Annotated in this window: 6 protein-coding genes; 3 read left to right on the top strand and 3 right to left on the bottom strand. The window is 77.0% G+C overall.

From position 1 onward, the window contains the following. Positions 1–544: 544 nt before the first annotated feature. The 3 genes from AB0Q99_RS19950 to AB0Q99_RS19940 all read left to right on the top strand — a co-directional run bounded on the left by AB0Q99_RS19950 (position 545) and on the right by AB0Q99_RS19940 (position 4,476). The gene (locus tag AB0Q99_RS19950; RefSeq protein ID WP_363573544.1) at positions 545–1,867 is read left to right on the top strand and encodes a hypothetical protein; all 1,323 of its coding nucleotides are present in this window, start codon (positions 545–547) and stop codon (positions 1,865–1,867) included. A 75-nt stretch (positions 1,868–1,942) separates the two neighbouring features. Beyond that, complete coding sequence (locus AB0Q99_RS19945) at positions 1,943–3,217, top strand: MoxR family ATPase (RefSeq protein WP_363573556.1); 1,275 nt, start codon at positions 1,943–1,945, stop codon at positions 3,215–3,217. Then, a complete protein-coding gene (locus AB0Q99_RS19940; RefSeq protein ID WP_363573542.1) occupies positions 3,214–4,476 on the top strand; it encodes a VWA-like domain-containing protein in 1,263 nt (420 codons plus the stop codon). The genes AB0Q99_RS19945 and AB0Q99_RS19940 overlap by 4 nt, the downstream gene beginning before the upstream one ends. 211 nt (positions 4,477–4,687) lie before the next feature. On the opposite strand, the gene AB0Q99_RS19935 is transcribed toward AB0Q99_RS19940, so the two are convergent. From AB0Q99_RS19935 to AB0Q99_RS19925, 3 genes are all read right to left on the bottom strand, one after another. Beyond that, positions 4,688–7,537, bottom strand: a complete 2,850-nt coding sequence (locus AB0Q99_RS19935; protein ID WP_363573540.1) for a condensation domain-containing protein — start codon at positions 7,535–7,537, stop codon at positions 4,688–4,690. Then, complete coding sequence (locus AB0Q99_RS19930; RefSeq protein WP_363573539.1) at positions 7,534–9,402, bottom strand: non-ribosomal peptide synthetase; 1,869 nt, start codon at positions 9,400–9,402, stop codon at positions 7,534–7,536. The genes AB0Q99_RS19935 and AB0Q99_RS19930 overlap by 4 nt, the downstream gene beginning before the upstream one ends. Positions 9,403–9,496: 94 nt before the next feature. Then, positions 9,497–11,404 carry an amino acid adenylation domain-containing protein gene (locus AB0Q99_RS19925; RefSeq protein WP_363573537.1) on the bottom strand — a complete coding sequence of 636 codons (1,908 nt, stop codon included), beginning with the start codon at positions 11,402–11,404 and terminating at the stop codon, positions 9,497–9,499. Between the last annotated feature and the right edge of the window lie 17 nt (positions 11,405–11,421).

The raw sequence follows: 11,421 nt of genomic DNA, 5'->3' as shown, positions 1-11,421 counted from the left end.
CACCCGCCGACCCGTCTTCCCCGTACCACCCACCACCAGCACCACACCCGCGTCCACCGCGAGATCCACCACACCAGCCATCACGATCACCCTCACTCGGAGCAGGAACCAGTCGGAACGGTCGGACGCGGGCCGGATCCTGCGACCCTTCGTGTCCGTCCTCGTATCCACCAGTCAATGCCACTCCGGGCCGGCGAACCATAGCCTCCGCACTCAGCTCCATGTGCGAGCGTCTACACCCCCCGGGGGCCCCCGAGACGCCCTCGCGCTGCTCCGCGTTACCCCGGTCGCCCGGGTCCGCGTTTCCTCCGCCCACCACCAGAACACACCCAAGCCACCATGAACCACCCGTCTCGACCCGGGTTCCAGCGGATCTTGAGCGCCCGGCGGCGGTGGGCCGGGACGTGCGGGGGCCGTATTGGAGACCCGTCGAGGACGTACCGAAACGGTGTGGCGGCCGGCGGGTGCGAGCGCTATGCTCCCCGGCGATGACCACTCACGCAGTTCTCAGATTGGGGGTCCCGTCCGCGAAGAGTGAGCGCTGATGCGCACTTCCCCCGCGAACGGGAACGACTCCCGCCTCTTCCTCTGGCGGCGCGTGCGCGAGTACGCCGTGCCGCCCGCCATGATCGAAACCGCCACCGCCCGCCGCCTGGCCGGCGACTGGGCCGGGTCCTGCGCCGCCGCCAACGTCGAGGTGGACTTCCGCCTCGGGGACGTCGCACGCGCCCGCGGCCGGGAACTCGCGGACCGGCTGCGCACCGATCTCCGGCGCCTCGCACCGGACTTGCTGCGCTGGCACCTGCCGAGATCCGCACCCGACGGACTGCTCCGGCCCGGGCTCACCATGGCTCTGGCCCGGTACCCGGGCGAGCGGCCGGTGTCCCTGGTGGTCCGCACGCCGCCCGCCTGGGCGGAGTACGGCCAGCGGATCGCCCTGGCCCTCTGGGACGGCTCCGGCGGCGGCGACCGGCGGTCCCCGCACCCGCATCCGCGCCCCAGCCGCCGGTTCCGCTACGACCTGCACCGGCACCTCTGGGACGCCGGGCGCAGCGGGGAACTGGCCGAGCGGGCCGGGTCCGGCACGTCGACCGGCCCGCCGGAAAGCGGTGTCGGCGATCTCGCCCGGCGCCGCGCCGTCGACCGGTGGGCCGCCGAGGCCGCGCTGCTGCGGCGTGCCGACGGACGCCCCGACGGGCCCGTCGTGGTGCGGCTCGAACGTCGGCGACGGCTGCTCCTCGGGCCGGACGGGTGCACCACGGACGCCACCGGGGACACCTCGGCGCTACCCCTGCTGCCCGACGCCGCGACCTGGGTGCCGCCCGACCTCGATCTGCTCCGCCGTGGCGCGATCGCGCCGGACCGGCTGCACCCGCTGGTGGCCGCGGCGCTGGCGCCCGGGCACCCGCCCCGGACGGACCCGCGCGATCCGCCCGGGTCCGAGCGGCTGGTGGACTGCCGAGGGGCGCGGCACCGGATCGGCCTGGTCGAGGGGGTGCTCACCCCGCTCGACCACGATCCGGCCGAGCTGCGCCGCGAGGAGCTGCTCAGCTCGCTCTCGGGCACCCCGTTGCCCTGTCTGCGGGCGATCGACCTGGCGCACCTGCGTCCGAACGCGCTGGACGGTGTCCGCGAGCGCCTGGACCACGGGGACACCGCCGGGGCGCTGGCCGTGGTCGAGGAGCTGCTCGGCCCGAAGGCGGTGCTGCGCGACGGCCCGCTGCGGGACGAGCTGCGGGCGGCCGCGGAGCGGCGGATCGTGTACGGCCTCTACCGGGCCGGTCTGACCGCGCCCGGGCCCACCGCGTTCCCGTGCCGCCGCCCGCGCCCATCCCTCTCGCGCCCGGTCCGCTCCCCCCGCCGCTGATCCCACCGCCGGCCGTCGGACGCTGAACACCCCTCCTTACCAGACCACTTGAGGTGATGAACCATGTCCGTCTCCATGTCCGCTTCCTCCGCTTCCACGTCCGTTGCCGTGGCCGCGCCCGCACCCGCGCCCACACCCGGCAGCGAAGCCGCCCGGCTCGACGTCGCCCGCCGGCTGCTCGACCTCCTCGGCGACACCAGCACCGAACCCCGCGCCGACACCCAGCTGGAGGCCCTCACCCTGGCCGTCGCCGCCGACCTGCCCGTCCTGCTCTGGGGCGAGCCCGGCATCGGCAAGACCGCCGCGCTCAACCAGCTCGCCGAAGCACTGGACCTGCCGCTGACCACCGTGATCGCCAGCGTCCACGAGCCCTCCGACTTCTCCGGGCTACCCGTCGTCGGCGACGACCCGGCGCAGCAGGGCGTGCCGATGGCCCCGCCCGACTGGGCGGTCCGCCTGGTGCGGGCCGGGCGCGGGCTGCTGTTCCTGGACGAGCTGTCCACCGCGCCGCCCGCCGTCCAGGCCGCGCTGCTCCGGCTGGTCCTGGAGCGGCGCATCGGGACGCTGCAACTGCCGCCCGGCGTAGGGATCGTGGCCGCCGCCAACCCGCGCTCGTCGGCCGCCGACGGCTGGGAGCTGAGCCCGCCGCTGGCCAACCGCTTCGTCCACCTGCAGTGGGTGCACGACCACGAGGTGGTGGTGCGCGGCCTGGGCGGGGTCTGGCCCGTGGCCACCCTGCCGCGGCTCGACCCGCAGGCGCTGCCGGAGGCCGTCGCGCTCGCCCGGCGCGCGGTGTGCGGGCTGCTGACCGCCCGCCCGGAGCTGGTGCACCGGCTGCCCACCACCGAGACCCGGCGCGGCGGGGCCTGGCCGTCGCCGCGCAGCTGGGACATGACGCTGCGGCTGGTCGCCTTCGCGACCGCCGCCGCTTCCTCCCGCGAGGTGCTGTCGCTGCTGGTCCGCGGGACCGTCGGGGACGGCCCGGGGCTGGAGCTGATGGCGAGCATGGACCGGATGGACCTGCCCGACCCGGAGGACCTGCTCGCCGACCCGGCGGGCGCGGTGCTGCCCGAGCGCGGGGACCTGCGCCAGGCCGTGCTGGACGGGGTGGTCGCGGCGGTGCGCAAGCGGCCGGACCGGCAGCGCTGGGACTCGGCCTGGGCACTGCTGGCCCGGGCGATGGCGACCGGCGCCCCGGACCTGCTGGTCGTCCCGGCCACCACGCTGGCCTCGCTGCGCCGGGAGGACTGGGACGTGCCGGAGTCGATCGAGCGGCTCGCCCCGGCGCTGGCGCTCTCCCGCCGGGCCGACCTCGCCGCCGGCCGGGTGGCGGCGAAGGCGGGCCGATGACCACGGCGCCCGCGCCGAACGCCCCGGAGGGGCCGAACGTCCCGGACGCGCTGGACGTCGAGAAGCTGTACGCCGCGCGGCTGCAGGCCGTCCGGGCCCGGCCGTACCTGGCGACCGCCCTGTTCGCGCTCCACCTGGTGGAGTCGCGGGAGGTGCCGACCATGGCGGTGGACCGGTACTGGCGCTGCTACGCCTCGCCGGTCTTCGTCGACCGCACGCCCGTGGAGGAGCTCGCCGGCGTCTGGGTCCACGAGGTGTCCCACCTGCTGCGCGACCACCACGGACGCGGCAACCGGATCGCCCGCGAACTCGGCCTGGAGGGCCCGGCCGGGCAGCTGCGGACGAACATCGCCGCCGACTGCGAGATCAACGACGACGTGTACGGGGACGGGCTGGAGCGGCCGTCCGGGGCCCTGCGGCCCGAGAGCCTGCAACTGCCGGACGGGCTGCTGATGGAGGAGTACCTGCGGCGGTACCGGTTCCACCCGCGCACCCTGGACGCGGCCTGGCTGGACTGCGGCAGCGGCGCCGACGGCACGGACCGGCCGTGGGAGCCGGGCCCCGACGGCGCCCACGGGCTGAGCGCGCAGGAGCGCGACGCCGTCCGCTTCCGGGTCGCCGAGGGGATCCGGGGCCGGCCCGGCAGCGCCCCGGCGGGCTGGCGGCGCTGGGCCGAGGAGGCCTTCCACCCGCCGCAGCCCTGGCGGCGGTTGCTGGGCTCGGCGGTGCGCTCGGCGGTCTCCGGGCCCGGCGCGGGCGAGGACTACGGCTACGGCCGGCCGGCCCGCCGCTCGGCCGGGGTGCCGGGCGTCGTGCTGCCGAGCCTGCGGCGGCGGCCGCCCCGGGTCGCGGTGGTCATCGACACCTCCGGGTCGGTCTCGGACGACGAGCTGGGCAGCGCGCTGCTGGAGGTCGCGGCGATCGGCCGGGCGGTCGGCGGCCGCCGGGACCAGGTCCGGGTGGTCCCCTGCGACGCGGTCGCGCAGGGCGTTCACCAGCTCTGCAGGACGGAGGGCATTCCGCTGCTCGGCGGGGGCGGCACGGACCTGCGCACCGGCTTCCGCGCCGCCCTGCGGTCGGCTCCCCGCCCGGACGTCGTGGTGGTCCTGACCGACGGCCAGACCCGGTGGCCGTCGGCCCCACCACCCTGCCGTACGGTCGTCGGTCTCTTCCCCCGGCCGAGCAGTTACGACGAGAACGACCCGGACTACCGCCCGGAAGCCCCGCCGGAGTGGGCCCGGGTGGTCACCATCGGGTGAGCGGAACCGGCGAGGCCCACCCGAGCCACGGGTGTGGGTGCCGGGTGTGCGGATGCGCGGGTGCCGGGTGCGCGGCCGACGGATCGGCGACCTCACCGCGGGCCGGCTGCGCAACGCGCGCGGCGGCCCCGGCAGCCGTCGCGGCCGTCGCGGCCGTCCGCGGCCGGGCGGAGGGGTCCGCTGCCCGGGGCCCCCTCCGCCCGGGGCCGGCTCAGCCGACCATCGCGGCGAGCACGCTGCGCCAGTCCTCGCCCGGTTCCGGCGTGAGCGGGCCGGCCAGGGTTTCGGCCCGGTAGCGCCAGGGGCGGCGCAGTTCCTCGTCGGCGTCGGGGCCTTCGGTGAGCGGGCTCTCGGAGCCGAGCAGCCGGACCAGTTCGGCGGTGAACTCCGCCCAGGAGACGTGCCCGCTCACCGCGTTGACGACCCGCCCGGCCGCCGGGTGGTCCGGCGTGGCACAGGCGGCGAGCGCGCGGGCCAGCGCGGCGGCGTGCACCCAGGAGGCTCCGTACCGGTCGTCGGCGTCCGGCAGGGTGATCGGCCGACCGGCCAGGGCGGCCTGGTAGAGGGCGCCGGTGGAGCCCCAGCGGAGCTGGTCGCGGAGCCGGTGGTGCGGGCCCCAGACGATCGGGGCCCGCACGGCGGTGGCCGGGCCGCGGCCGGTGGCGGCGGCCTCGAACAGGATCCGCTCGCAGTCCAGCTTGGCCTGCCCGTACGGGGTGACCGCCGCGCCGCTCGGGCTGCCCTCGGGGACCTCGGTGCCCACCGGGCGGCCGTACGCGTCGATGCTGCTCACGAAGACGAACGGGCCGCCGCGCCAACCGTCCACCAGGGCGCGCATCGCGGCGAGGTCGGTGGCGTGGTCGGTGAAGGTGCAGGCGGAGTGGATCACGGCGTCCACGCCCTCGACCGCGCGCCGCAGGCTGTCGACGTCGGCGAGGTCGCCCTCCGCGACCTCCGCGCCGTTCAGGGCCGGCAGGTGCGCCGACTCGGGCCGGACCAGCGCGCGGACCGGCCGGCCCTGCGCCATCAGCTCCTGCAGGACCGCCGCGCCGACCCCGCCGGTGGCACCGGTGAGCAGGACGGTGCCGGTGCGGGTCAGGGTGCGCGGGCGGGCGCCGGTGCGGGCGAGGGCGGCACGGCGCTCGTCCTCGCGGGTGGCGAGCACGGCGGCGAGGGCGCGCGGGGTGCGCTGTTCCAGGATGTCCAGGCCGGTCAGCGGCAGTCCGGTGCGGGTGCGCAGGCGCTCGGCGAGCTGGACGGCGACCAGGGAGTGACCGCCGAGGGCGAAGAAGTCGCCGTCGGCGGGCGGGGTGGTGCCGAGCAGTTCGCCGAAGGCCTCGCGGACGACGTCCACCGGGCCGTCTCCGTGCGGCGCGCACAGGACCGGCGCGCCCGGGACCGGCGCGGGCGGCGGGGCCCCGGGCAGCCGGCCGCGGTCGACGGTGCCGTCCGGCAGCCGGGGGATCCGGTCCAGCAGCGTCACCGCGCGCGGGAGTTCGGCGGCCGGGACGCGTCCGCGCAGGACGGCCCGCAGCTGGGAGCCGGTCGGGGCGACCGGTCCGCGGACCACCGCGTAGGCGAGCGGCGGGTCGTCCGGGAGCTCGACGACGACCGCCTCGACCACGGCCGGATCGGCCGACAGGCCTGCCACCGCCGGGTGTTCGGCGGCGACCAGCAGACGGCCGGGCAGCTCGGACAGGCGCCGGTCCGCCTCCCCCGCGACGGCCGTGAGCACGGCGGCGAAGGCATCGAGCAGTTGCCCGGCGGTGGACTCGTCCAGCACGTCCCGGTCGTGCTGCACCAGGCAGCGCGGCGCCGGGCCGTCCTCCAGGAGCAGCGCCAGGCCGAACTTGGCCAGCCCCAGGTCCAGTTCGACGTTCGCGGAGTCGAGGCCCGGCAGCGACAGCGGCGCGACGGGCCGGACCAGGTCACAGGTGACCGAGAGCAGCGGGGTGCCGTCGGCACCGCGGGCGGCCGCGCCGAGCCGCTCGACCACGAGGTCGAACGGCACGTCGTGGTGCTGCTGGGCGTCGAGCAGCTCGCCGCGGACCGCCGTCAGCAGTTCCGCGAACGACGGGTCCCCGGCCGGATGGGCCCGTACGGCGAGGGTGTTGACCGCGAGGCCGACGGTGTGCCGCAGCTCGGGCCCGGCCCGGTGGCCGCTGGCGCAGCCGAGGACGAGGTCGTCCTGCCCGCAGGCCGTCCGCAGGGTGGCGAACGCGGCGGCCAGGACGACGGTGAACAGCGTGGCGCCGTGCCGGGCGCCGAGTCCGCGCAGGGCGTCCACCACGGCGGGGTCCAGCGGAGCCGCGTGCAGTACGGCCCGGCGCTCGCGGGCTCCGGGCGGGGCGGGCCGCAGCAGCGCCGGCGGGCGGGCACCGGCCAGCCGGACGGCGAGGGCGTCGGCGGCGGCAGTCAACTCGGCGTCCCGGGCGCGCTCCTGGCGGGCGTACTCGGCGTAGGACGGTCCGGGCGGCGGGAGTTGCGGCGCCACGCCGTCCCGGGCCGCGGCGTAGAGCGCGGCCAGGTCCGCCGCGAGAACGGGCAGCGATCCTCCGTCCACGGCGATGTGATGGATCGTCAGAACCAGTGTGTGGTCCTCCGGCCCCTGCCGCAGCAGCAGGGCGCGCAGCACCGGGCCGGTGGCGAGGTCGAACGGGCGGGTGGCCTCGGCGGCGAGCTGCTCCCTGGCGGCCGCGTCCGTCTTCGTGTCCACGACCGGCAGCGGCACCGGGACGACCGGGTCGATCTGCTGGTACGGCTGTCCGCCCCGGCGCGGGTAGCGGGTCCGCAGGACGGCGTGCCGCTCGGTGAGCCCGGTGACCGCGGCGGCGAGGGCGACCCGGTCGAGCCGGCCGCTCAGCCGGGCGGCGATCGGGACGTTGTAGAGGGCGCCGCCCTGGCCGAGGTGGTCCATCAGCCACATCCGCTGCTGCGCGTGCGAGAGCGGGGCCGGGCCGTCGGCGGCGGCGTCGGCGGCCGGGCGCTGCGGCGGGGCGGTGGCTGCGCTGCGCCGACTGCGGGCGCGGCGCAGCAGGTCGGCCTGGTCGACGGCGGTCATCGGCCGCCTCCCGAGCGTGCGAGGCCGGTCGTGTCGGTCGAGGCGGTCACACCAGTCGAGTCCGCCGGGTCCGCCGGGTCGGCCGAGCCCTCCGGTCCATCGGCGGCCCGCAGCGCCCGTTCCAGCAGCTCCGCCTGCCCCGCGACGGTCGGGTGGTCGAGGAAGTCGGCGAGCGACAGCTCGACCCCGAGGTCCTCGCGCAGGTCGTCGACGACCCACATGGCGAGCAGCGAGTGCCCGCCCTCGGCGAGGAAGTCGGCGGCCGGGTCGGTGATCGGGCGCTCCAGGGCCCGGCTCCAGGCCTCGGCGACGACCTGCTCGATCGGGCCGAGCGCACCGCCGCCGGAGGGGCGCCACCCGACCGGGTCGTCGTCGGCCAGTGCACGGCGGTCCACCTTCCCGGAGCCGGTCAGCGGCAGCGCGTCGAGCACGGTCCAGGCGGTGGGCACCAGGTGGGCGGGCAGCCGTTCGGCGAGCCGGGCGCGCAGCGTCTCGGCGGCCTGGCCCGCGCCCTCGGCGAGGACCAGGCAGGCGGTGAGGGCGGCGTCGGCCTGTCCGGCCCGGCGGACCACGACCACCGCCTCCGCGACCTCCGGAAGCTGGAGCAGGGCGTGCTCGACCTCGCCCGGTTCGATCCGGAAACCGCGCAGCTTGACCTGCTCGTCCGTCCGACCGTGGAACTCCAAGGTGCCGTCGTGGAGTTGGCGGACCAGGTCGCCACTGCGATAGGCACGGCCGACGTCCGGCAGCTCGCGGAAGCGCTCGGCGGTCAGCTCGGGCCGGTTGAGGTAGCCCAGGGCCAGGCGGTCACCGGCGATCCACAGCTCGCCGACCGTGCCCGGCGGCACCGGCGCGAGCCGCTCGTCCAGGACGAGGACGCGGGCTCCCCCGAAGGGCCGACCGATCGGGACGGGGCCGGCGCAGTCGGCCTGGGTGACCCGGTGCAGGGTGGTGAAGGTGGTGGCCTCGGTCGGTCCGTAGACGTTGATCAGTTCGAGCCACGGGAAGGCGCGCAGCACCGCTCCGGCGTGCTCGGGCGAGAGCGCCTCGCCACCGACCGCCAGGGTGCGCAGCACCCCGAAGATCCGGGACTGCCGGGCGGCCAGGTGGTGGAAGAGCGCGCTGGTGAGCAGCAGGGTGGTGACGCCGAACCGCTCGACGTCGCGGCCGAGTTCCTCGGCGGTGGGCCGGTCGGCCGGGGAGACGGCGACGGCGGCGCCGTGGGCCAGCGGGGCCCACAGCTCGAAGGTGGAGGCGTCGAAGGTGACGGCGGAGTGGAACAGCACCCGGTCGCGGGGGCCGACCGCGATGGCGTCCGGGGCGGTGACCAGGTCGGTGACGGCGCGGTGCGGGACGAGCACGCCCTTGGCCCGGCCGGTGGAGCCGGAGGTGTAGAAGACCAGCGCGGGCGCGGCCGGATCGGCGGCGTCGGGCGCCACCGGCCCGGTCGCATCGGTACCGTGTTCGGTGATGTCGGTACCGTGCTCGGTCAGGACGAGGATCTGTTCGTCACCGAGCCCGGCCTCGGCGAGCAGCGCCTTGTCGCCGAGGACGAGTCGGACCCCGGCGTCGGAGGTCATCTCGGCGATGCGCGGGCGGGGGTAGGCCGGGTCGAGCGGGAGGACGTGCCCGCCGGTTCGCCAGATCGCGAGCTGGGCGACGACCAGACGGGTGGAGCGGGCGCAGAGCAGGCCGACGGCGCTGCCGGGCCCGATCCCCCGGGCGGCCAGTACGGCAGCCAACCGGCCCGCGGTGTCGACGAGTTCGCGGTAGGTGAGAATGGTCGAGCCGTCGGTCACGGCGAGCGCGTCGGGCTGCCGTTCGGCCTGCCGGGCGATCAGCGCGGGCAGGGTCGCAGTGGTCATGGTGGTTCCCTTCCGGGCGCCCCGGCGATTCGGGCCGGGGCGCCCCAGTGCGGAGGTGCGGGAGAGTCGGGCGGCCGTCGTCAGGCGGTCGCGGTCAGGCGGTCGCGGTGAGGACGGCGACCCGCTCCTCGACCAGTCGGGCGACGGCCCGCAGGTCCGGCTGGCGCAGCACCAGGGGCGCCCGCAGGCGGATCCCGTACTCGCTCTCCAGCGCCTCCAGCAGTCGGGCGGCGGCCAGCGAATTCCCGCCGGACGCCAGGAAGTTGTCGGCGGGACCGAGGTCGGCCCGGCCGATCAGCTCGCGGCAGAGCTTCAGCACGGTGCGCTCGACGGGGGTGTCGCCCTCCTCACCGGTGGGTGCGGACGGCTCGGCGGCCAGCAGCGCGTGCCGGTCCACCTTGCCGTTGGCGTCCAGCGGGTAGTGGTCCACCAGCCGGACGGCGGAGGGCACCGCCTGCTCGGGCAGCCAGGACCGGACGGCGTCGAGCAGCCCGGCCGGATCGGCACCCATCCCGACAGCGGTTTCGGCACCCGGCTCGGCGCCCGCCCCGACAGCGGTTTCGGCACCGGGCTCGGAGCCTTCCGCGAGCTGCACGAAGGCGAGCAGCCGGACGCCGCCGGTCGGCGCCTGTTCGGCGGCGACCACCGCCCGGCGCACCCGCGGGTCGCGCTCGAACGCGGCCTCGACCTCGGCCGGTTCGATCCGCACGCCGCTGACCTTGACCTGGTCGTCCAGTCGGCCGTGGAACTCCAGCACCCCGTCGGGGCGCATGACGACCCGGTCGCCGGTGCGGTAGACCCGGTCCGTGCCGTCCACCCCCGCGGGCGCGCCGACGAAGCGGCGGGCGGTCAGCTCGGGGTCCAGGTACCCGGCGGCCAGGCCGCGGCCGCCGATCCGCAGCTCGCCGGGGACTCCGCGCGGCACCGGCCGGCCGTCCTCGTCGGTGACCAGCACGACCGCGCCCGCGATCGGCAGTCCGATCGGCGGGGCGCCGGCGCCGTGGTCGCCGCCGGGGGCCATGGTGTGCACGGTGGTGGTGACGGTGGCCTCGGCGGGCCCGTAGGCGTTGTGGACGGTCGCGGTGACCTCCGGCCCGGGGGCGCGGCGCAGCCGGTCGCCGCCGATGATGAGGTGGCGCAGCGCCAGCCCGGTGGGCCAGGGGCGGCCGAGCACGGGCTCGGCCAGCGGGGTGGGCAGCACGGAGACGGTGACGCCGGCCTCGCGCCACCAGTCGGTGAGCGCGCCGGAGTCCCAGCGGACCGTCTCGGGGGCGACGACCAGGGCCGCGCCGGAGGTGAGGCCGGCCCACAGCTCCATCAGGTGCGGATCGAAGGCGACGCCGATCAGCAGGCTGTGCCGCTCGCCGGGACCGAGGCCGGTCAGCCCGCGGTACCAGTGCAGCAGCGCGCCGAGCGCGGGCTCGGTGACGGCGACGGCCTTGGGCGTGCCGGTGGAGCCGGAGGTGAGCACCGCGTAGTGGGTGCCGGCCGGGACGCTCACCTGCTCGCCGACCGTCAGGGCGGCCACCACGCCCTCGGCGGGCAGGTCCAGTGCCAGCCGCTCGCCGCCGGGCGGCAGCAGGTCCGGCTCGCCGACCAGGCAGGCCGGGCGCAGCTGCTCGGCGACGGCCCGCAGCCGGCGCTCGCCGGGGCGCGGGCCGAGCGGCAGGTGGACGGCACCGAGCTTGGCGGCGGCCAGGGCGACGGCCACCAGCGACACCGAGTGGCCTAGGCAGACGCCGAGCAGGTCACCCGGGCCGACCTTGCCGCGCAGGGCCTCGGCCGTTCTGTCGGCGAGCCGGTCGAGCTCGGCGTAGCTGTAGCTGTGCGCGCCGTCGATCAGGGCGGGGGCGTCCGGGGTGCGGTGCGCCCAGCTGGTGAACAGGTCGAGGACCGCGCCGTCCTGGTGCGGACGGCCGTACCCGACGCTCCGGGCCTCCGGGTTCCGGACCTCCGTGCTCCGGACATCCGCGCTCGGGGATTCCGCGCTCTGGGTTTCCATCGTCGTTCCCATCGTCG

Origin of the sequence: Kitasatospora sp. NPDC086791, from assembly GCF_040685975.1 — a bacterium.
Classification (GTDB): Bacteria; Actinomycetota; Actinomycetes; order Streptomycetales; family Streptomycetaceae; genus Kitasatospora.
Note: the sequence above shows the minus strand (reverse complement) of the source record. Positions and strands in the feature narration are given on the sequence as shown.

What these genes read in the sequence shown, in the direction of transcription:
- AB0Q99_RS19950 (WP_363573544.1), top strand. Translation starts at nt 545, where the DNA reads ATGCGCACTTCCCCCGCGAACGGGAACGACTCCCGCCTCTTCCTCTGG.
- AB0Q99_RS19945 (WP_363573556.1), top strand. Translation starts at nt 1,943, where the DNA reads ATGTCCGCTTCCTCCGCTTCCACGTCCGTTGCCGTGGCCGCGCCCGCA.
- AB0Q99_RS19940 (WP_363573542.1), top strand. Translation starts at nt 3,214, where the DNA reads ATGACCACGGCGCCCGCGCCGAACGCCCCGGAGGGGCCGAACGTCCCG.
- AB0Q99_RS19935 (WP_363573540.1), bottom strand. Translation starts at nt 7,537, where the DNA reads ATGACCGCCGTCGACCAGGCCGACCTGCTGCGCCGCGCCCGCAGTCGG.
- AB0Q99_RS19930 (WP_363573539.1), bottom strand. Translation starts at nt 9,402, where the DNA reads ATGACCACTGCGACCCTGCCCGCGCTGATCGCCCGGCAGGCCGAACGG.
- AB0Q99_RS19925 (WP_363573537.1), bottom strand. Translation starts at nt 11,404, where the DNA reads ATGGAAACCCAGAGCGCGGAATCCCCGAGCGCGGATGTCCGGAGCACG.